This window comes from Actinomycetospora lutea, assembly GCF_028737205.1.
GTDB lineage: Bacteria > Actinomycetota > Actinomycetes > Mycobacteriales > Pseudonocardiaceae > Actinomycetospora > Actinomycetospora lutea.
The window spans coordinates 166,586-186,413 of the sequence record NZ_JAQZAL010000003.1; the positions used below are offsets into that span (position 1 = coordinate 166,586).

The window sequence follows — 19,828 nt, forward strand, 5'->3', positions numbered from 1 at the left end:
CCCTCCCGGACCACCCCACGGCGCTCAGCGCCCGGGCGTCACCGGGGAGGGGACGCGGCCCGTACTCGGGGGCAGGGCAGCGGCCCTGCGATAGGAGTCGTCCACGTCTCACCTCCCTCGCCTCGCGCGACACGACCTCGGACGATCCGTCATCCTAGCGACCCTCGCCGGCGCTGTCGGTCCCGGGCGGTACGTCCCCCGGATCGGCGCCCGCACGACCACAGACGTTCAGGAGGCGGATCCGTGCAGTTCGGTCGGTACTTCGAGGAGTTCGAGGTCGGCGCGACGTACAAGCACTGGCCGGGCAAGACGGTCACCGAGTACGACGACCACCTCTTCTGCCTGATCACGATGAACCACCACCCGCTGCACCTCGACTCCCACTACGCCGAGGGCACGCAGCAGGGCCGCAACGTCGTCGTCGGCAACTACGTCTACTCGCTGCTGCTCGGGATGTCGGTCGCCGACGTGTCGGGCAAGGCGATCGCGAACCTCGAGGTCGAGTCGCTGCGCCACGTCAAGCCGGTGTTCCACGGCGACACGATCTACGGCGAGTCGACGGTGCTCGACAAGAAGGAGTCGTCGTCGAAGAACGACCGCGGCGTCGTGCAGGTCGAGACGATCGGCTACAACCAGGACGGTGTCGTCGTGTGCATCTACCGCCGCAAGGTGATGGTGCCCAAGCGCCCGGCGTCCGAGGGCGCGGACGAGGCCTTCACCGCGGAGCAGCCTCGTCGTCCCGTCCCTCAGCGCGACTGAGGCAGGCAATCCCAGCCACGCAGCGCGGCGGTGAGCCCGGACACGAGCTCGCCGGCGGCGTCGAGCGCGGCGTAGGCGGCGCCGTCGACCCACCGGGCGTCGGCGGCGTCGTCGCCTGCGCGCGGGACCGCGTCGGGGTCGCCCTCGTCGGACAGCCGGCAGCGGAAGTCGTGGATCGCGAACGTGCGCCCGTCCGGCGCGGGCCGGCGCACGTGCCCGACCTCCTCGCCGACGACGACGTCGAGCCCGGTCTCCTCGGCGACCTCGCGCGCCGTGGCGTCGCGGACGGACTCGTCCGGCTCGACCTTGCCGCCGGGCAGCGACCAGCGTCCCGCCTCGGGGTCATGGGCGCGGCGGACGAGCAGCAGGCGGCCGCGGGGATCGGTGACGATCCCCCCGACGCAGGGGATGTCCCCGGACGTGTCGGGCGACGCGCCGCCACGCACCCCGGGGTCACCCATCGTCACACGAGATCACACTAGTATCACCCGGGTCGCCCGATGCCCGTCGCGGCCCGGGCGACCCATACTGATCACGACACGGCGACGACCACCGCGAGGGACACCTGGTGAACGCGAAGAAGATCGGCATCATCGTGGGTGTCGCGTTCGCGCTGTTCTTCGTCATCTCCCAACCGCAGGCGTCGGCCGATCTGGTGCTCAGCATCCTCACGATCCTGGGCGATGCGGCAGCATCGGTGGTGGAATTCATCCGCGCGCTGTTCTAGGTCCGGAGGCCCGACGTGCTGGCACCCCGCGAGGTCGACGAGTACGTCCTGCCCACCGAGCGGCGGGTGATCCGTTTCCGGCGCCACTGGGCGGTCATCCTCAGCGAGGTGCTGCAGGCCGTCGTGCTGTTCGTCCTGCTGGCGCTCGGGGCGGCGTACCTGCCCCAGAACGTCGTGCTGGACAACCTGTTCTGGTACGGCGCGCTGCTCGTGCTGCTGAAGACCAGCTACAAGGTCAGCGAGTGGTGGGTCGAGAAGGTCGTCGTCACCGACAAGCGCGTGATGCTGACCAAGGGCATCATCACCCACCAGGCGGGCATGATGCCGCTGACCAAGGTCACCGACCTGACGTTCGAGCGCACCCTGCTCGGACGCATGCTCGGCTACGGGACGATGGTCATCGAGTCGGCCGGCCAGATCCAGGCGCTCAACCGCATCGACTACCTCCCCGACCCCGAAGAGGTCTACGAGGCCATCTCCGAGCTGGTGTTCGGCGACAAGCGCCAGACCCGCTCGTACACGCTGCCGGGATCGGGCTTCGGCGGCGCGCGGGCGCGCCGGCGTTGACACTCACCGGGTGACGATCGACCTCCACACCCACTCGTCGGTCTCCGACGGCACCGAGACGCCGGCCGAGCTGCTCGCGACGGCGGTCCACGCGGGCGTCACCGTGCTCGCGCTCACCGACCACGACACGACGGCGGGCTGGGCGGAGGCGGCCGAGGCCCGGCCGTCGGCCCTGACGCTGGTGCGCGGCGCCGAGTTCTCCACCGTGAGCCCCGACGGGCGCGGCGGCGAGGTCACCGCCCACCTGCTGGGCTACCTCTTCGACCCCGCCGACTCGGCGATCGCCGCCGAGCAGGAGCGGGTGCGCGGCTCCCGTCGCGAGCGGGTGCGGGCGATGGGGGAGCGGATGGCCGCGGGCGGGCTGCCGATCGACGGCGAGGCCCTGCTGGCGCGCCTGCCGGCCGACTCGCCCGCCGGCCGGCCGCACATCGGGCAGGCGCTGCTCGACGCCGGTGTCGTCGGCTCGGTGTCGGAGGCGTTCGAGCACGTCCTGGCCAAGGACGGCCCGTACTACGTCGAGAAGTACAACACCCCGATCGCCACGGCGGTCGCGATGATCAGGGCGGCGGGCGGGGTCGCGGTGTTCGCGCACGCGTTCGCGCGCCGACGCGGACCGTGCGTCGACGCGTCGGTGATCCGCGACCTGGCCGCGGCGGGGCTCGACGGGGTCGAGGTCGACCACCCCGACCACGGCCCCGAGGACCGCGCGGCCCTGCGCGACCTGGCCGCGGAGACGGGCCTGCTGGTCACCGGCTCGAGCGACTACCACGGCACCAACAAGACGACCGCGATCGCCGCGGAGACGACGGCGCCGGCGGAGTTCGAGGCGCTCGTCGGGCGGGCGGAGGAGCGCGCGTCGGGCGTCGAGGTGCTCGCGGGCCGAGACCCCGGCGCCGCCTAGGGTGGGAGGCGATGAGCATGCAGCTGGGTCTGGACGGCATGCCCGCCCGCCTGGTCCGCGTGACCCCGTCGCGTCTCGCCACGTGGCAGGACTGCCGGCGCCGGTACCGCCTGACCTACCTCGACCGGCCGGTGCCGCCGCGCGGCGGCCCGCGGGCGGCGAGCACGCTCGGCGCGGTGGTGCACAACGCGCTGCAGGCGGTGTACGGCGAGCCGCCCGCCCGGCGCAGCGCCGCGCGCGCCGCCGCGGAGGTCGACCGCCAGTGGTCGTCCGAGGGGTTCCGCGACGACGCCCAGGTCGCGACCTACCGCGAGCGCGCCCGGACCTGGGTCGCCGACTACGTCGAGCGCCACGCGGTCGAGGGCGCCCCGGAGCCGATGGGCGAGGTCGTGGGCCTGGAGCGCTGGCTGTCCGCGCCGGTCGGCGCCATGGTCGCCGAGGGCCGCGCCGACCGCCTCGACCAGCGCGAGGGCGATGCCGGACCCGAGGTCGTGGTCGTCGACTACAAGACCGGGCGCCACGTCCCCGACGCCGACGACGCGCGCCGCTCGCCCGCGCTGGCGCTCTACGTGCTCGCGGCCCGGCGCACCTTGCGGCGCCCGTGCCACCGCGTCGAGCTGCACCACCTGCCCAGTGCCACCGTCGCGGCCGCCGAGCACGACGAGGCGAGCCTGGCCGCCCACCGCGAGCGGGCCGAGGCCGGTGCCGTCGCGCTCGGGGCGGCCACCGACGCGCTGGAGGAGGACCCGCGGCGCGCCGAGGACCTCTTCCCGCCCGCGCCCGGGCCCCGCTGTGGCGCCTGCGACGTCCGGCGTCACTGCCCCGAGGGGCGCGCCGCCGCCGCGGCCGAGCCGGCGTGGGCGGGGCTGGCCCCGTGAGCGCCGAGCCCGACCCCCACGACGGCACCGGGCCGACCCCGCCCCGCGCCTGGTCGCCGCACGATGAGCCGACGCCACCGCGGGGTGACGTGCCGGGGGTGACCTCGACCGGCTCGTGGGTGCCGCCGGACCGCTGGACCTCGCCGGCCGGGGTGCCCCGCGCCGCGAGGCGCCGGGAGCGCTCGCGCGGCGCCGGCCGGCCGACCCCGCCCCGCGGGCTCGCCACCGGGTCGTTCGCGCGCCCGCCCGAGCGTCTCGTCGGCACCCGGCGGCGCCTGGTGGCCCTGGCCCGGGTGCTCGCGGGCGGGCTCGTGGTGCTCGCGGTGGTCGTGATCGTGGCGCCGTGGTTCCTCGGCGGGCCGGGGCCGGGCGTCGACACCGTCGCCGGGCACCTGGTCGGCGCCGGCGCGGCGGTCGCCGCCACCGCACTCGCCGCGCACCGCCGCACCTCGCCCGTCCTGGCGGTCGTCGCCGCGGCCTCGGTGCCCGTGATCCTGTTCCTCGTGCTCGCGATCGTGTGGTGGGCGTAGCGCGGGACGAGCGCGCGGGCCGGTGCGGAGCGAGTGTCACCTCCGCTGCCTCCGAGGCACCCAGGGACTCCCTCGCTCCACGGGGGCGGGACCCCCCGCTCAGGACACCGCCGCGCGTTCGCGGGCGAGGGCCTCGCGGGCGATCGGGCCGTGGCGCCAGTGCTCGGGCAGGGCGAGGACGGCCGTGCGCAGGGCACGCAGGGTCAGAGTGGCGCCGAGATCGGTGGTCGGCAGGGCCGGGACGCCGTGCATCCGGCGCGCCCAGCGCGGCTGGAGCGCGAAGCCGAGCGCGGCGACCGCCGTCCACGCCGGGCGGGCGGGGGTGGTCAACGTGGTGCGCAGCGACATCGGCGGCACGAGCAGGCGCAGCACCGCGGCCCGGCTGACGGGTGAGGCGCGCAGGTCGCGGCGCACGTCGGCGACGTAGTCGGCGACCTCCGCGCGGCTGGCCGGGACGTCGCGGGCCCCGAGCAGGCGGGCGGCGACGACCTGCTCGCGGTAGAACGCGTCGGCCTCGACGTCGCTGATCGGCGCGCCGGCGCGGCGCACCGCCTCGAGGAACGAGCTGACCTCGGTGACGTGCACCCAGCGCAGGAGCTCCTCGTCGCCCGCGGCGTAGGGGAGCCCGGTGACGGGGTCGGTGCCGCGCACGGACTCGTGGGCCCGGCGCACGCGGGCGGCGACGGCGTCGACGCGCTCGCGATCGGCGTAGGTCACCGTCATGACGTACTCGGCGGTGCGCTGCAGGCGCGGCCAGAAGGCGGTGTCGAAGTCCGAGTGCTCCGAGACCCCCGCCATCGCCAGCGGGTGCAGCGCCTGCAGGAACAGCGCGGACACCCCGCCCACGCCGGCGGCCGGGTCGGCGAGCACGCGCCAGGTCATGCTGCCCGGGCCGAAGTACCCGTCGGCCGGATCGAGGGACGCCATCACCCGAGGATGTCGTCGCGCAGCCACGTCCGCCACGTCGGGACCAGGACGTCGAGCAGCGCCGACGGGTTCTCGACGTTCGGGGCGTGCGTGGCGTGCGGCACGGCGGCGAACTCGGCCTCGAGCCGGTCGGCCATCGTGCGCTGCATGCTGACCGGCCAGGCGTCGTCGTCGATGCCGCACACCACGAGGCACGGCACCCGCCGCGACCGTACGGCGGCGACCAGCTCGGCGGTGCGGTCGTCCTCGGAGCGCAGCGCGTCGCCCATCCCCAGCAGGGCGGCGATCGCGGTGCGCCGCAGCCGCTCGCGCAGCAGCTCGACGACGTGCGGATGGGTCGACGACCACTGGCCCGAGGCGTCGCGCAGCGCGATCATCTCGTCGATGCCTCGGCGGCGCAGGACGGGCTCGACCACGTCGAGGTCGCTGCGGCGCCGGCCCATCGGCAGCTCGCCGGGCCCCGAGTCCATGAGCGTCAGCCCGCGCACCGGGGCCCCGGCCAGGACGGCTGCGCGGGCCACGAGACCGCCGTAGGAGTGCCCGAGCAGCAGCACCCGGCGCCCCGCCCCGGCCTCGTCGGCGACCACCCCGGCGATCACCGGGCCGAGCGACGACGGCCGGTACTCGTGCTCGGCGTCCGGGCCCGGCGACTCGTACTGGCCCGGCAGGTCGACCGCCAGCACCCCGATCCCCGCGGCCGCGATCGGGTCGATCAGCGGCGCGAAGTCCTCCTTCGAGCCGGAGTAGCCCGGCAGCAGCAGCGCCGTGGCGGGCGGACCGCCCACCGACGCCGACTCGTCCGCGTCGGCGCGCAGGCCCGCGAGCGGCCCGAGCGAGGACGCGACGGTGACCGGGCGCGCGGCGTGGGGATGGCGCTGGGCCTCGGCGGGGCCCACGGTGAGGGCGGCCGGGGTGGCGTCGGGCGGCCGCAGGCCGGCACCGTCCACCGTCCCGCGGCCGGGGACGGCGGCGGGATCGGCGGTGCCGGGGGTCTCGGGGCGGCCCACCTCGGTCAGTCTGCCGTATCCGGGGTCAGCCCGGCGGACGGAGCGCGACGACCGTCGGGCCCCGCAGCTCCACCAGCGTCGTGCCCGTCGCGGCGACGGCGACCGGGGTGCCCGGCGCGACGTCGCGGCGCACGGGGACGACCGGGCCGCGCGGGGCGCCGGTGGCCGCGTCCAGCACCGCGAGGCCGTCGGGCACCGGCACGAGCGCGACGGCGGCCGGGGCGCTCCCGGGCCACGCGGCGCCGGCGCCGAGGGTCCCGGGCACCGTCCAGCGGGGGCGCAGGTCGCCGGCGTCGAGCCCGACGGTCGCCGTGCCCGTCCACCACAGCAGCACCGGCCCGACCGGGCGGACCGTGGCCGCGAGGTCGGGCGGGTCGGTGGTGGGGCCGGCCGCGGCGCCGAGGGGGAACACCGTCTCGGGCACGAGCGTGTCCGCGTCGGCCGAGGTGCCGACGACGTGCAGCGTCCCGTCCGGCGCGGCCCAGGCCGCGCGCTGGTCGGTCAGGGCGACGAGCCGCGCGCCGCGCACCCCGAGCAGCGTGCTCGAGCGCTCCTCGGGCTTCTCCGAGCTCTGCGGGTCGGCGTCGAGGACGGTGAGGCGGTCGGAGTCGTCGCCGGGGCAGCGCTGGATCATCCCGACGGTGCCGCCCCCCACGGCGATCGAGCCGTTGGCGCACGCCGCCCGCGGCTGCGCGTCGGGCGGCTGGACGGGCGTCGGGATCCGGCCGGCCTCGGTGGTGAGCACGAGGTCGGAGCGCCAGGTCTCGACGTGGTCGGCGCCGGTGCCCGTGACGTGGTCGCGGTCGGCGAGCAGGCGCGTGCCCTCGCGCAGGTCGGCGTTGCGCGATGGACCGCGGGCGCCGGTGTCGGGCTCGAGGGCGGCCACGTCGGAGCACCAGCTGCCCAGCGGCCCGGCGGTGCGGTAGACGGCGAGGACGTCGCCGAAGCCGGTGCCGACCGTGCACGGGGCCTCGGGGCGCGCGTAGCGCCACGCCTCGCGGCCGGTCACCGGGTCGTGGCCGACGACCCCGTCCGGTCCCGCGGTGACCACGGCCGGACCCACCGCGAGCGGCGCCGGCGTGGACGGGCTCTCGGCCCGCCAGGCCTCGACGAGCGCGGTCGGGACCGGCCCGTCGGGGCCCGGCTGCAACGGCGGGCCGTCGGACACCAGCTCGGTGTCCTGCGCGTCCCCGGAGGCGAGGACGAGCAGCGTGCCGACCACCGCGGCCACCACGAGCATGGCGACGGCCACGAGGTCGCCGCGGCTGCGGCGCTCGGGGCGCGGCAGGCGGCGACGGGGCGGCCGCCCGCTCCCCGGATCCGTGGACCCGGGGGACGGTCGTGCCGAGGTCGGCGAGGTCACCGGCGGGGGGCTACTCGGGGGCTACTCGGTCGACGCCGCCACGGCGTCCGCGGTCTCCGGGCTCGTCGGCGCCTCGGCGCCGTCCGAGCCCCGCGACGCGCCGGACCCCCGGCCGCCGCGACGGCGCCGGCGACGCCGGCCACCCTCGCCCTCGCCGGAGGTCTCCTCGTGACGCTCGCCGGCGTCGGGGGTGCCGGTGCTCCCGGTCGCCTCGCCGCTGCCCTCTCCGGTGCCCTCGCCGCTGCCCTCGGCCTCCGGCCCCGCGACGACCTCGCCGTTGCGCCGCCGGGTGCGCGAGCGCGAGCTGCGCCCGCGGCGGGGCGTGTCGCCGCCCTCGTCCGGGGTCTCGTCGGAGGACCCGGCGTCCCCGTTGCCGCGACCGCCCCGGGAGCGCCCGCGCGAGCGGCCCCGGTCGGTGCTCTCGCGCTTCGGGCCGTCCTCGGCCTCCTCCTCGGCCGGCCGGCGCCGGCGGGCGACCCGGCCGGTGGCGCCCTCGGGGATGCCGAGGTCGGCGAAGAGGTGCGGCGAGCTGGAGTAGGTCTCCGGCGGCTCCGGGGCGCCGAGCCCCAGGTCGTCGGAGATCATCTTCCACTTCGGGAGGTCGTCCCAGTCGACGAGCGTGACCGCGATGCCCGTGAGTCCCGCCCGGCCGGTGCGCCCGATGCGGTGGATGTAGGTCTTGGCATCGTCCGGGCACTGGTAGTTGATGACGTGCGTGACGCCGGTGACGTCGATGCCGCGGGCGGCGACGTCGGTGCAGACCAGCACGTCGATGCGCCCGTCGCGGAAGGCCTTGAGCGCGTGCTCGCGGGCCCCCTGCCCGAGGTCGCCGTGGACGGCGCCGACGGCGAAGCCGCGCTCGGCGAGCTCCTCGGAGACCTTGCTGGCCGTGCGCTTGGTGCGGGTGAACACCATCGTCGGACCGCGGTCGGTGGCCTGCAGGGTGCGCGCGAGCAGCTCGACCTTGTCGAGCGCGTGGGCGCGGTAGACGAACTGCGCGGTCTTCTCGCCGATCGCGCTGGCGTCGACCTGCTCGGCGCGGATGTGCGTCGGCTGCGTCAGGAACGTGCGGGCCAGCGTGATGATCGGGCCGGGCATCGTGGCCGAGAACAGCATCGTCTGGCGGCGCTCGGGCAGCATGCCGAGGATGCGCTCGACGTCGGGCAGGAAGCCCAGGTCGAGCATCTCGTCGGCCTCGTCGAGCACGAGCCCGCCGACCTTCGCCAGCACGAGGTGGCCCTGCTGGGCCAGGTCCAGCAGGCGGCCGGGCGTGCCGACGACGAAGTCGACGCCGCGCTGCAGGGCCGCGATCTGGCCCTCGTAGGGGCGACCGCCGTAGATCGAGACGACGCGGGTGCCCAGGTTGGCGGATGCGCCCTCGATGTCCTTGGCGACCTGCACGCACAGCTCGCGGGTCGGGACGACGACGAGCGCCTGCGGCGTCCCGTCGCCCGGCGTGCCGAGCCGCTGCAGGAGCGGGACGCCGAAGCCGAGGGTCTTGCCCGTGCCCGTGCGGGCCTGGCCGATGACGTCCTCGCCGGCGAGCGCCAGCGGCAGGGTCAGCTCCTGGATCGCGAACGTGCGCTCGATGCCGGCCTTCGCCAGCGCGCTGACGATCGCGGGGTCGACGCCGAGCTCGGCGAAGGTGGGGGCGTCCTCGGTGACGGGGGCGCCGGCCTTGAGCGGCTCGGCGACCGGCTCCTCGTCGGTGGGGTTGTCGGGAGTGATGGTGGTCAGGGGTCTGCCTCTCTCGCGTCTCGCGCGCGAGGCTTGCTGGCTGCTCGACCACGTCCGGGGTCGGCGACGGTGCACGGTTGATGCCGGTGCCCGCTCCCTCGTCGGAGCCGGGTACCACGTCACCGGACGCGGGAGAGCCGACAGAGGCGCCCGCACGCTCGGGTGCGTTCCGCGGCGCAGGACGGCGACCGGGGCGGTCGGCGACGGTGCATGCACCGCGGGACGTCGCCATGGTACCGGTCGACCCGCAACCGCCGTGTCACCGCCGGGGTCCCGCCGTCCCCCTAGGGTGGTCGCCCGTGACCGAGCACGACAGCGGCCGCCCCGCCCCCGCCCCGTCGACGGCCCCCCGCGACGCCGCGACGGAGCCCGCGACGGTCCCGGGTCCGCCGGCCGCCGACCTGCTCGGAGCGGTCGCCTACGGCGCCCTGACCGCCTTCACCAGGCTCGCCGCCGACGCCGCGCTCGCCCCGGACCTCACCGGGCGCGCCGAGATGGCCGCGCTCGCCGCGGTCGAGATGGCGCACGTCGAGCGCATCCGCGAGCACCTCGACGCGCACGGTGTGGACCTCGTCACGTCGATGGCGCCGTTCGCGCCCGTGCTCGACTCCTTCGCGGCCCGCACGGCGTCCCGGGACTGGGGCGAGGCCCTCGTCGGCGCCTACGTCGGCCGCACGCTGGCGGTCGACCTGGTGGCCGCGACCGGCGCGGTGGCCGAGGACGCGCCGGGCGCCGACCTCCTGCGCGGCCCCGACGCGGGCCGCGAGGCGAGCGGGGAGAGCGGGTTCGACGCGTTCGCCGAGCGCGCCGTGCACGAGGTGGCCGTCGACGAGGAGACCCGCGGGCGCCTGGCGATGTGGGGCCGGCGACTGCTCGGCGAGACGCTGGCCGCGGCCGCCGAGGTGCTCGACGCGCACCCGCAGGCCGCGTCCGCGCTGCTCGGCGGCACGTCGCGGGCGGCGGTGTTCAAGGCCCTGAAGTCGCGGCACACCAAGCGGCTGTCGGCGCTCGGGCTCTGACGCCGACCCTGCGCCGCCCGGTGGACTAGCCTCGCGCGGGCACAGGCACCGGGCCGAGCGGAGGAACGCGTGGAGGTCAAGATCGGCGTGGCGGAGAGCCCACGCGAGCTGGTGGTCGCGAGCGACCAGTCGCCGGACGAGGTGCAGGGGCTCGTCGACGAGGCGCTGGCCTCGGGCGGCGGCACGCTCGTGCTCTCCGACGACAAGGGCCGCCGGTACGTCATCCCCGCCGCCCGCATCGCCTACGTGGAGATCGCGCCCCAGGAGGGCCGCCGCGTGGGCTTCGGGGTCGGGAGCTAGAGGCGGGATCGGGCGCCGGGGCCACGGGACACCGGGTCCCGGCGCTCACCCCTCCGGCTGGCCCTCCTGGCGGGGGAACCCGCCGATCCCGCGCCACGCGAGCTGGGACATCAGCGTGATCGCGTCCTCGCGCGGGGGCTGCAGGCCGGCGTCGAGCCAGTAGCGCGCCGCCGTCGTCGACAGGCCCACCAGGCCCACCGCGAGCAGGCGCGCCCGCTCGGGCTCGAGCCCCGCGTCGGTGGTCACGGCCTCGGTGACGGCGTCGATGCAGTCCGAGGTGGCGCGGTCGACGAGCCCGGCGATCTCGGGCGTGGCGCGCGTGTCGGTCTCGAACACGAGGCGCATGGCGCCGTCGCGGGACGACACGACGTCGAAGTAGGCCTGGATGGTGGCCTGCACGCGCGCCTTGTTGTCGGTGGTCGAGCGGATCGCCGCGCGCACCGTGCGCACCATGTCGTCCGCGGCGCCCTGCACGAGCGCGCGGTAGAGGTCGAGCTTGCCGGGGAAGTGCTGGTAGAGCACCGGCTTGCTGACGCCGGCGCGCTCGGCGATCTCGTCCATCGCGGCAGCGTGGTAGCCCCGGGAACCGAACACCTCGCGCGCGGCCTCGAGCAGCTGCGCCCGGCGTGCGGACCGGGTCATGCGCGGTCGCCCCGCGGTGACCGCGGGGCGATCCGGTAGCCGGGCCTGCCCGCTCATTCCCCCGCCCCCAAGTCCTGCTCGTCCGGGCGGCACCGGTCTCGACCGCCTCGAGCGCACGACCCTACCCATCGGGTGACGTCCGTGCGGGTCGTGCCACGCCCGATGTCCCGCGGCGGGCCCCGGGGACGGCCCGCGTTCAGGCGGAGGTCATCGTGACGTCACACGGGTGACACCGCATCATGGTGTGCGTGATCGTCCGCCGCCCCGTGCCGTCCACCGGCCCGTCCCGGTCCGGACGCCGCGGCGACACCTCGGCGACACCCACCCCCGAGCCCCCGCTGGCCGCGCGGACGGCGCTGGGGCCGACGGGGACCGCCGCCGACCCGACGCCGTACTGGCCGGGGCACGAGGTGACGGTCGGCGACACGACCCTGCACGTGCGCGAGACCCCGGGGCCGGCGAGCGAGACGGCGGTCTACGTGCACGGCCTGGGCGGCTCGTCGAACAACTGGACCGAGCTCGCCGGCGCGCTCTCGGGGCGCTGCCGCGGGCTCGCGGTCGACCTGCCCGGCTTCGGGCGCACGCCACCGCCGGCGTCGGGCGACTACCGGCCCTTCGCGCACGCCGCGACCCTCACCGCCTACCTCGACGACCTGGCGCGCCGCACCGGCCCGGTGCACCTGCTCGGCAACTCGCTCGGCGGGGCGGTGTCGCTGCTGACCGCCGCGGCGCGCCCGGACCTCGTGCGCACCCTGACCCTCGTCAGCCCGGCGATGCCCGACCTGCGCCCGCTGCCCTCGCGCCTCGGCGGCCGGCGCGCGGCGCTGGCCCTGCTGCCGTTCCTCGGCGCCGCCGCCCGGGCGGAGCAGGCCGCGGAGGCGCCCCACGAGCGCCTCGCCCGCACGATGGCGCTCTGCCACGCCGACCCGCGCCGCGTCGGCGACCGCGCCTTCGCGATGGCCGCGCAGGAGGCCGAGGAGCGCGCCGCGCTCGCCTGGGCGCCCGAGGCCCTGCACCACTCGTTCCTCGGCCTGCTGGGCACCTGGCTCACGCCCTCGCCGCGCTCGCTGTGGACCGCCGCCGCGAGCGTCACCGCGCCGACGCTCGTGGTGTGGGGCGAGGTCGACCGCCTCGTCGGCGTGTCCCGGGCCGCCCACACCGCCGCCGCGCTGCCCGCCGGGCGGCTGCTGCGCCTGCCGGGCGTGGGGCACGTCGCGCAGATCGAGCGCCCGCAGACCGTCGCGCGCGCCGTCCTGGGCCTGCTCGACGCGGCGGCCGACGGGTCGTGGCCGGCGGCGGGGGCGCCGGCGCGCCCGACGGGGGACGACGCCACCCTGCGCCATTGGCGACCGCGCCTGCCGCTGGGTGTCGCGCGCACGGTTGCGCGTGCCGCCGTGCCGGTGTGAAACAGTGCCCGGGTGACCCGGCCGGCCAGGCGCGCCGATGGGGAGGAGGCCCCGGCCGACTCCTCTCCCGACGCCTCCCCGGCGCGCGGCGAGGGGCGGGCGAATCGTCCCGGACGTCCCGAATCCCCGACGGCGCTGCGCGACCGGCCCCGGTCGTCGTCGCGCAGCCGGGACCGCGACCCGCGCCGGCGGGGCGCCCCCGGGCCGGGCTGGGGCCGGAGCGGGCCCGCCCCGGGCGGGCGCGGCGGAGGGCGCGGCGGCGGGCGCGGCGGCGGGTCCTCGGTCCTGCGCTCGTGGCGGACGTGGGTGATCCCGGCGCTCGTGGTGCTCACCGTGCTGGCGGTCGTCGAGGCGGTCTCGCCCGACGGTGACGCCGGGTCGGCGTCACCGCTGCTCGCGACCCCCACCGCGAGCCCGTCGCCGGTGGTCACCGAGGCGCCGCGCGGCGCCGGGCAGAACGTCGACATCCCGTCCGCGGAGCTGCCCGCTGGCGGCGCGTTCCCGGTGACGGGCAACGGCACCTGGCACGTCGTGCCGGGCACGACGCCGCAGGCCGGCACGGGGCGCGTCTACACCTACACCGTCGAGGTCGAGGACGGCATCGTCGTCCCCGAGGGCGAGCAGGCCTACGCCACCGCCGTCGACGCGACCCTCACCGACCCGCGCAGCTGGGTCGGGTCGGGGCAGATCGCGGTCCGGCGCATCGACACCGGCGTGCCCGACTTCCGCGTCAGCCTCTCGGCGCAGATGACCATCCGCGGGCTGTGCGGCTACTCGCTGCGCTACGAGGCGTCGTGCTGGAAGTCCGACATCGGGCGCGTGCTCATCAACGGGTCGCGCTGGGTGCGCGGCGCCGCGGCGTTCGAGGGCCAGCTCGGCCTGTACCGCCAGTACGCCATCAACCACGAGGTCGGGCACGTCTTCGACAACCCGCACGTGCCCTGCCCCGAGACCGGCGGCCTGGCGCCGATCATGATGCAGCAGAGCTTCGGGACCGCGAACGACTACCTCGCGCAGCTCACCGAGGAGAACCCGCAGGGCACCCAGATCCCGCGGGACGGGAAGGTCTGCCGCCCGAACGCGTGGCCCTACCCCCAGGGTGCGGTGACGCCCGCGGGCTGACGCCCCGGCCGGCGGCAGGGAACATGGAGGGGACCGCGGCGGTTGCACGCCGTGAGGACCCGACGAAAGCATCGATAGGGAGTTGAGTGCCGTCATGGCATCCCTGCCGCCCCTGGTGGAGCCGGCCGCGGAGCTGACCAAGGACGAGGTCGCCCGGTACAGCCGCCACCTGATCATCCCCGACGTCGGTGTCGACGGGCAGAAGCGTCTGAAGAACGCGAAGGTGCTCGTCGTCGGCGCCGGTGGCCTCGGCAGCCCGGCGCTGCTCTACCTGGCCGCCGCCGGTGTGGGCACCCTCGGGGTCGTCGACTTCGACGTCGTCGACGAGTCGAACCTGCAGCGCCAGGTCATCCACGGCCAGTCCGACATCGGGAAGTCGAAGGCGCAGTCGGCCAAGGAGTCGGTCGCCGAGATCAACCCGTTCGTCACGGTCAACCTCCACGAGACGCCGCTGGACTCGTCGAACGCGCTGGACATCTTCCGCGACTACGACCTGATCCTCGACGGCACCGACAACTTCGCCACCCGCTACCTCGTCAACGACGCGGCGGTGCTGCTCGGCAAGCCGTACGTCTGGGGCTCGATCTTCCGCTTCGAGGGCCAGGTCTCGGTGTTCTGGGAGGACGCCCCGAACGGCCAGGGCCTCAACTACCGGCACCTCTACCCCGAGCCCCCGCCGCCGGGCATGGTCCCGTCGTGCGCCGAGGGCGGCGTGCTCGGCGTGCTGTGCGCCTCGATCGGCTCGATCATGGTCACCGAGGCCATCAAGCTGATCTGCGGCATCGGCGACCCGCTGCTGGGCCGGCTCAAGGTCTACGACGCCCTCGACATGGAGTACCGCGAGGTCCGGATCCGCCGCGACCCGAACGCCACCGAGGTCACCGAGCTCATCGACTACGAGGCCTTCTGCGGCACCGTCTCCGACGAGGCCCAGTCCGCCGCGGCCGGTCACACGATCACGGCGACCGAGCTCAAGGAGAAGATGGACGCGGGCGACAAGTTCGAGCTCATCGACGTCCGCGAGCCGCACGAGTGGGAGATCGTCAAGATCCCCGGCGCCAAGCTCATCCCCAAGGACAAGATCCTGTCGGGCGAGGCGTTCACCGAGATTCCGCAGGACCGCCAGACGATCCTGTACTGCAAGTCGGGCGTGCGCTCGGCCGAGGCGCTCTCGGCCCTGCACCACGCCGGGTTCTCGAACGCCGTCCACGTCGGTGGCGGCGTCACCGGCTGGGCGCAGCAGGTCGACACCTCGCTGCCGACCTACTGAATCGCGAGGCGTAGCGCGCTCGCCCGGGTGCGCGCGCCGGGAACGATGAACGGCGCTCTCGCTGCTTCGATAGCAGCGAGAGCGCCGTTCGTTTCTCCGGGGTGGCGGCACCCGGCGCGGCGGGCACCACCGACCGGTCCTCCTAGTGCGCGCCGGCGGTCGCCGGGGTGCGGTCGGACGAGGTCTCGTCCTCCTCGTCGCCGCGGTGGGTCTCCTGCTCGATCGCGTCGCGGACCAGCGACGGGTCGTTCAGCGCGGCCTGGAAGCGCTCGTCGTCGCGCTCCCCGCACCAGCCGGCGACGACCATCGTGGCGACGGTGTTGCCGATGACGTTGGTCAGCGCGCGGCCCTCGCTCATGATGCGGTCGATGCCGGCGATGATCGCGATGCCGATCGCGATCGACTCGGTCGTGTAGAACTCCCCGCCGAACGCCTGCAGCGAGGCCGCCAGGGTGACGAGTCCGGCGCCCGAGACGCCCGCCGCGCCCTTCGACGTGAGCAGCATCAGCGCCACGAGACCGAGCTGCACGCCCCACGGCAGGTCCTGCCCGCCGGCCTGGGCGATGAACAGCGCCGCCATGGTCAGGTAGATGCAGGTGCCGTCGAGGTTGAACGAGTACCCGGTGGGCAGGACCATGCTGACCGTCGAGCGGGACGCGCCCGCCGACTCCAGCTTGGCGAGCAGCCGCGGCAGGACGGTCTCCGACGAGGACGTGCCCACGATGATGAGGATCTCGTCCTTGATCATCCGGATCAGCTTGAACACGTTGAACCCGGACAGCGCGCTGACGGCGCCGAGCACCACGACCACGAAGACCAGGCACGTGCCCCAGAACGTCACCATCAGCGCGAGCAGGTTGCCGAGGCTCTCGCCGCCGAGGGCGCCCACCGTGTACGCGATGCCGCCGAACGCCGCGATCGGCGCCAGGAACATGATCAGGCGGATCAGGCCGAAGATGACCTTGGCGATGAGCTCGATGCCGCCGACGACGCGCTTGCGCAGGGCCGGGGCCAGCATCGACGTCGCCGCGGCCACGAGGATCGCCAGCACGAGCACGCGCAGGATCTCGTTCTCGACGAACGGGCCGAAGAAGCTCTCGGGCAGCAGGGTGTTCTCGATGAACTCGAGCGCGCCACCGCCCTCGGAGCCGCTGGCCACGTCCGCCTGCGCCTCGGCGAGCGTCTCGGGGTCGGGCGGGATCGGCGGGAAGCCGGCGCCGGGCTTGACGATGTTGACCACGATCAGGCCGAGCCCGAGCGCGACCAGCGTCATCAGCAGGAAGTACGCCAGCGCGCGGACCGCGATGCCGCCCGCGGTGGCGAGGCTCCCGATCGAGGCGATGCCGACGATGACGGTGCAGAAGATGACCGGCGCGGTGATCATCTTGATGAGCTGGATGAAGATGTCGGGCAGGAACTTGAGGTCGGAGGCGAAGTCGGGCGCCGCGAGGCCGACGACGACGCCGGCGGCGATCCCGATCACCACCCAGAACCACAACTGTGTCCAGACCGCACTGCGCCGGGGCGGCGCGGAGCCCCCCGGCGGCGGCGCGGTCGCTTCCTGGGTCGACATCGATGTCTCCTCTCGGCCCGCGGTTCCCCGTCGTGGGGTGGCGTGGGTCTCACCTGGGCGGTGAGGTTAAGCGCGCGTCACCCTGCGTGCGAGATCGGTGGCGCGGAGTTGGGAAGGAGTTGAGGAAAGGGGCGGGACGCGCAGCGTTCGAAGGAGCACGCCGACAGGGGGAGCCGGACCATCGAGAGGGGTGGGCGTGAAGGTCGTGCTGGTCGAGGACAGCGACGCGGTGCGCGGCGCCCTGGTCACGGCGCTGCGCGCGGCCGGGTACCGCGTCACGCCCGTCGGCACCGGGGCCGCCGCCCTCGAGGCGGTCACGGGCCCCGAGGCCGCCGCCGACCCGCCCGACATCGTGCTGCTCGACCTCGGGCTGCCCGACCTCGACGGCGTCGAGGTGTGCCGGCGGCTGCGGGCCCGCTCGGCGGTGCCGATCATCGCCGTCACGGCGCGAGGCCACCAGCAGGCCCGGGTGCTGGGCCTGCGCAGCGGCGCCGACGACTACGTCGTCAAGCCCTTCGCGATCGACGAGCTGACCGCGCGCATCGAGGCGGTGCTGCGCCGCAGCGCCGGGCACGTCGTCGCCCCGGTGGTCGAGGTGGGCCCGCTGCGCATCGACCTGTCGCGGCGCGTCGTCGAGGTCTCCGGACGCGAGGTGAGCCTGCGGCGCAAGGAGTTCGACCTGCTCGCGGCCCTGGCCCGTCGCGACGGCGCCGTGGTCCCGCGCGCCGACCTGCTCGACGACGTCTGGGGGCTCGCCCCCGACGACCCCGGACTCGAGGCGGGCCTGCATTCGCTCGAGGTGCACATCGCCGCCCTGCGCAGCAAGCTCGACGCCCCCGGCGCGGTCGTCACCGTGCGCGGGGTCGGCTACCGGTTGGCGGCCGGCGAGCGCTGACGCCCCGCCGCCACCAGCGGCAGCGTCACCGTGAACACGGTCCCGCGGCCCTCCACACCGGGGACGACCTCCACGGTGCCGCCGCGACGGTCGACCACCCGGCGCACCAGCGCGAGCCCGAGCCCCCGCTCGCCCGACCCGCGCGCCTTCGTCGACCAGCCCGCCGCGAACGCCGCGTCCGGGTCGGCGAGCCCGGGGCCGTCGTCGACGACCCGGATCACCTCGGCACCCCCGGCGGTGTGCACGTCGAGCTCCACCACCCCGCCCGTCCCGGCGTGCGCGCTCTCCAGGGCGGCGTCGAGGGCGTTGTCGACGAGGTTGCCGACGACGGTGACGCGGTCGGTCGACGCCTGCTCGTCGCCGGCCTCGTCCGCCGGGAGCGCGGTCGACTCGCCGATGCGCAGCTCGAGGCCCCGGTCGCGCGCGTCGGCGGCCTTGTCGAGCACGAGCGCGGCGAGCGCGGGGTCGGCCAGCCGGTCGCGGAGCTCGTCGTCGCCGCTCGCGAGCAGGTCGCGGCTCCAGCGCTGGGCGAGCTCGCGGGCGTCGTCCTGCGCGCCGAGCTCGATGAGCGTGGACACCGCCTGCAGGTGGTTCGCGTGCTCGTGTGCGGCGAAGCGCAGCGCGCGGGTCACCGAGCGCGCGTCGTCGAGCTCGCGTGTCATCGCCTCGAGCTCGGTGCGGTCGCGCAGGGTCACGACGATGTCGGGCGCGGTGTCTTCGGGTCGAGCTCCCCCATCGGCGTGCTCCCCTGATCGCTCCGTCTCCCAGGTCCCGGCGAGCTCCGTGCGGTTGAGCAGCAGCAGGCGCTCGCCCACCAGCACGGTCTCGTCGGTGACGGGGGAGCGGTCGGCGAGGCGCTCGCGCAGGGCGGGGTCGACGCCGAGCTCGTCGAGCGTGGGCCCGGCCGCTCGCGACGGCTCCAGGGCGGCGGGCAGCCCGAGCAGGCGCGCGGCCTCGGCGTTGAGCACGACGACCCGCCCGGTGTCCGCGTCGAGCACGAGCAGGCCCTCGCGCATCGCGGCCATCACGGCCTGGTGGTGGCGGTGCAGCGCGGTGATCTCGCGGGGCTCGAGGCCCAGGGTGTCGCGCTTGACCCGGCGGGCGGCGACCACCGCGAGCCCCACCCCGAGCGCGATCGCCACGGCGGCCGCGAGCGCGAGGGTCCCCAGCTCCCGGGCGATCCGGTCGGCGACCTGCACGCGCAGCTGCCCGACGGCGACCATCCCCACCACGCCGCCGTCCCCGGCGTCCCGCACCGGCACGATCGCCCGCACCGAGAGCCCCAGCGTCCCCGGGAACGTCTCGACCAGCGTCCCGCCGGCGGCCGCGGGCAGGAACGTGCCCTGGTAGGTCTCGCCGATGCGTGCCGGCTCGGGGTGGCTCAGCCGCGTGCCGGCGGGATCCATGACCGTCACGAAGGAGACGCCGGTGCCCGCCCGCGTGGTCTCGGCCGCCGCCTGGACCCGCGGGACGTCGCGGGCGGCCACCGCGTCGGCGAGCCCGGGCGAGGACGCGAGCGCCACCGCCACCGCCACCATCTTGTCGGCGGCGTCCTGTTCGATGGTCTCCCGCGTGTTCCAGGCGCTCACCCCGCCCGCGATCACCGCGGCGAGCACGACCGTCGCGATCTCCAGCGCGAGCAGCCGGCGCACCAGCGACGAGCCGCGGCGGGACCCGCGGGCAGGAGAGCTCACCCGCCGACCGTCGCGTCCCCGCTGCCGGTGCGCAAGCGGATGCCCGGCGGCGCCGGACTCGCCGTCGCGGAGAGCGACGACCGGTGACCCGCTCGGGACGATCACCCTCTGCCACCGTCCCGCGGGGGTCGAGGCCCGGGGCGACGGCCCGTGAGCCCGCGCCACCGGCGTGGTCGCGGCGCGGCCGGGGGTGGCGTCCGCCGGCGCGGTCCCGGGCTCCCGGGACGCCGCCGCTGTGGTCCTCGACTCCCTGCTCGGGGCCGGTGCGCGCGCCGGCGGGCCCGAGGCACCGGGACGAATCGGACGTTGCGGGACGACCAGGGACGGACCCGGCGCCGCGAGGGGTCCGGAGTCCCGCTGGACCTACCCACACCGCGTGACGGGGCCGCCCCCATCGATATCGTCTGGCACACGACGAGGTGACGGCCAGGACACGGTCGCACCGCCGTGGGTGGGGAGGGGGCAACGCACGGTGACGACGAGGGGTGCGCGCACGAACCGGTCCCCGAGA

General features: G+C 75.7%; 20 protein-coding genes. 12 read left to right on the plus strand and 8 right to left on the minus strand.

The features are described 5' to 3' along the window. The first annotated feature begins 243 nt into the window (after positions 1-243). Positions 244-759, plus strand: coding sequence for a MaoC family dehydratase (locus PHK61_RS05060; protein ID WP_274279877.1), 516 nt, complete (start codon positions 244-246; stop codon positions 757-759). On the opposite strand, the gene PHK61_RS05065 is transcribed toward PHK61_RS05060, so the two are convergent. After that, the gene (locus PHK61_RS05065) at positions 747-1,220 is read right to left on the minus strand and encodes an NUDIX domain-containing protein (protein ID WP_274279878.1); all 474 of its coding nucleotides are present in this window, start codon (positions 1,218-1,220) and stop codon (positions 747-749) included. The two genes, PHK61_RS05060 and PHK61_RS05065, sit on opposite strands and share 13 nt — an antisense overlap. A gap of 107 nt (positions 1,221-1,327) precedes the next feature. Between PHK61_RS05065 and PHK61_RS05070 the strand changes: the two genes are divergently transcribed. The 5 genes from PHK61_RS05070 to PHK61_RS05090 are packed head-to-tail and all read left to right on the plus strand — an operon-like array spanning position 1,328 to position 4,362. Further along, complete coding sequence (locus tag PHK61_RS05070; RefSeq protein ID WP_274279879.1) at positions 1,328-1,486, plus strand: hypothetical protein; 159 nt, start codon at positions 1,328-1,330, stop codon at positions 1,484-1,486. A gap of 15 nt (positions 1,487-1,501) precedes the next feature. Then, positions 1,502-2,053 (plus strand): PH domain-containing protein, encoded by a 552-nt coding sequence (locus PHK61_RS05075; RefSeq protein WP_274279880.1) that lies wholly within the window; start codon positions 1,502-1,504, stop codon positions 2,051-2,053. Between the two features lie 10 nt (positions 2,054-2,063). Further along, positions 2,064-2,954 carry a PHP domain-containing protein gene (locus PHK61_RS05080; RefSeq protein ID WP_274279881.1) on the plus strand — a complete coding sequence of 297 codons (891 nt, stop codon included), beginning with the start codon at positions 2,064-2,066 and terminating at the stop codon, positions 2,952-2,954. A gap of 11 nt (positions 2,955-2,965) precedes the next feature. Further along, on the plus strand, positions 2,966-3,832 hold the full coding sequence (locus tag PHK61_RS05085) for a RecB family exonuclease (protein ID WP_274279882.1): 867 nt from the start codon (positions 2,966-2,968) through the stop codon (positions 3,830-3,832). Next, positions 3,829-4,362, plus strand: a complete 534-nt coding sequence (locus PHK61_RS05090; RefSeq protein WP_274279883.1) for a hypothetical protein — start codon at positions 3,829-3,831, stop codon at positions 4,360-4,362. Before PHK61_RS05085 ends, PHK61_RS05090 begins: the two co-directional genes overlap by 4 nt. Before the next feature lie 99 nt (positions 4,363-4,461). Here the strand turns inward: PHK61_RS05090 and PHK61_RS05095 are convergent, their stop codons facing one another. From PHK61_RS05095 to PHK61_RS05110, 4 genes are read right to left on the minus strand one after another with little or no spacing between them, the layout of a single operon-like run. Beyond that, positions 4,462-5,289 carry an oxygenase MpaB family protein gene (locus tag PHK61_RS05095; RefSeq protein WP_274279884.1) on the minus strand — a complete coding sequence of 276 codons (828 nt, stop codon included), beginning with the start codon at positions 5,287-5,289 and terminating at the stop codon, positions 4,462-4,464. Further along, positions 5,289-6,296: an alpha/beta fold hydrolase gene (locus PHK61_RS05100; protein WP_274279885.1), complete on the minus strand. Its 1,008-nt coding sequence runs from the start codon at positions 6,294-6,296 to the stop codon at positions 5,289-5,291. The genes PHK61_RS05095 and PHK61_RS05100 overlap by 1 nt, the downstream gene beginning before the upstream one ends. A 25-nt stretch (positions 6,297-6,321) precedes the next feature. Next, positions 6,322-7,659 (minus strand): Rv3212 family protein, encoded by a 1,338-nt coding sequence (locus PHK61_RS05105; RefSeq protein WP_274279886.1) that lies wholly within the window; start codon positions 7,657-7,659, stop codon positions 6,322-6,324. A 21-nt stretch (positions 7,660-7,680) separates the two neighbouring features. After that, positions 7,681-9,396 carry a DEAD/DEAH box helicase gene (locus tag PHK61_RS05110; protein WP_274280027.1) on the minus strand — a complete coding sequence of 572 codons (1,716 nt, stop codon included), beginning with the start codon at positions 9,394-9,396 and terminating at the stop codon, positions 7,681-7,683. 299 nt (positions 9,397-9,695) lie between these two features. On the opposite strand from PHK61_RS05110, the gene PHK61_RS05115 reads away from it, so the two are divergent. Continuing rightward, positions 9,696-10,415, plus strand: a complete 720-nt coding sequence (locus PHK61_RS05115) for a ferritin-like fold-containing protein (protein ID WP_274279887.1) — start codon at positions 9,696-9,698, stop codon at positions 10,413-10,415. Positions 10,416-10,484: 69 nt separating this feature from the next. Beyond that, positions 10,485-10,715 (plus strand): DUF3107 domain-containing protein, encoded by a 231-nt coding sequence (locus tag PHK61_RS05120; protein ID WP_274279888.1) that lies wholly within the window; start codon positions 10,485-10,487, stop codon positions 10,713-10,715. Positions 10,716-10,760: 45 nt separating this feature from the next. On the opposite strand, the gene PHK61_RS05125 is transcribed toward PHK61_RS05120, so the two are convergent. Next, positions 10,761-11,357 carry a TetR/AcrR family transcriptional regulator gene (locus PHK61_RS05125; RefSeq protein WP_274279889.1) on the minus strand — a complete coding sequence of 199 codons (597 nt, stop codon included), beginning with the start codon at positions 11,355-11,357 and terminating at the stop codon, positions 10,761-10,763. 248 nt (positions 11,358-11,605) lie between these two features. On the opposite strand from PHK61_RS05125, the gene PHK61_RS05130 reads away from it, so the two are divergent. From PHK61_RS05130 to moeZ, 3 genes are all read left to right on the plus strand, one after another. Then, a complete protein-coding gene (locus PHK61_RS05130; RefSeq protein ID WP_274279890.1) occupies positions 11,606-12,763 on the plus strand; it encodes an alpha/beta fold hydrolase in 1,158 nt (385 codons plus the stop codon). A gap of 12 nt (positions 12,764-12,775) precedes the next feature. Continuing rightward, entirely contained in the window at positions 12,776-13,885 is a 1,110-nt protein-coding gene (locus PHK61_RS05135; protein ID WP_274279891.1) for a DUF3152 domain-containing protein, read from the plus strand. A 94-nt stretch (positions 13,886-13,979) separates the two neighbouring features. Beyond that, positions 13,980-15,155 carry an adenylyltransferase/sulfurtransferase MoeZ gene (moeZ, locus tag PHK61_RS05140; RefSeq protein ID WP_274279892.1) on the plus strand — a complete coding sequence of 392 codons (1,176 nt, stop codon included), beginning with the start codon at positions 13,980-13,982 and terminating at the stop codon, positions 15,153-15,155. A 142-nt stretch (positions 15,156-15,297) separates the two neighbouring features. On the opposite strand, the gene PHK61_RS05145 is transcribed toward moeZ, so the two are convergent. Further along, complete coding sequence (locus PHK61_RS05145; RefSeq protein WP_274279893.1) at positions 15,298-16,728, minus strand: cation:dicarboxylate symporter family transporter; 1,431 nt, start codon at positions 16,726-16,728, stop codon at positions 15,298-15,300. A 190-nt stretch (positions 16,729-16,918) separates the two neighbouring features. Between PHK61_RS05145 and PHK61_RS05150 the strand changes: the two genes are divergently transcribed. Continuing rightward, the gene (locus PHK61_RS05150; RefSeq protein ID WP_420791350.1) at positions 16,919-17,623 is read left to right on the plus strand and encodes a response regulator transcription factor; all 705 of its coding nucleotides are present in this window, start codon (positions 16,919-16,921) and stop codon (positions 17,621-17,623) included. Here the strand turns inward: PHK61_RS05150 and PHK61_RS05155 are convergent. After that, a complete protein-coding gene (locus PHK61_RS05155) occupies positions 17,596-19,317 on the minus strand; it encodes a sensor histidine kinase (protein WP_274279894.1) in 1,722 nt (573 codons plus the stop codon). The two genes, PHK61_RS05150 and PHK61_RS05155, sit on opposite strands and share 28 nt — an antisense overlap. Positions 19,318-19,828 lie beyond the last annotated feature (511 nt).

Coding starts and splice junctions, on each gene's coding strand:
- PHK61_RS05065 (WP_274279878.1), bottom strand. CDS start 1,220: ATGGGTGACCCCGGGGTGCGTGGCGGCGCGTCGCCCGACACGTCCGGG.
- PHK61_RS05125 (WP_274279889.1), bottom strand. CDS start 11,357: ATGACCCGGTCCGCACGCCGGGCGCAGCTGCTCGAGGCCGCGCGCGAG.
- PHK61_RS05145 (WP_274279893.1), bottom strand. CDS start 16,728: ATGTCGACCCAGGAAGCGACCGCGCCGCCGCCGGGGGGCTCCGCGCCG.
- PHK61_RS05095 (WP_274279884.1), bottom strand. CDS start 5,289: ATGGCGTCCCTCGATCCGGCCGACGGGTACTTCGGCCCGGGCAGCATG.
- moeZ (WP_274279892.1), top strand. CDS start 13,980: ATGGCATCCCTGCCGCCCCTGGTGGAGCCGGCCGCGGAGCTGACCAAG.
- PHK61_RS05085 (WP_274279882.1), top strand. CDS start 2,966: ATGAGCATGCAGCTGGGTCTGGACGGCATGCCCGCCCGCCTGGTCCGC.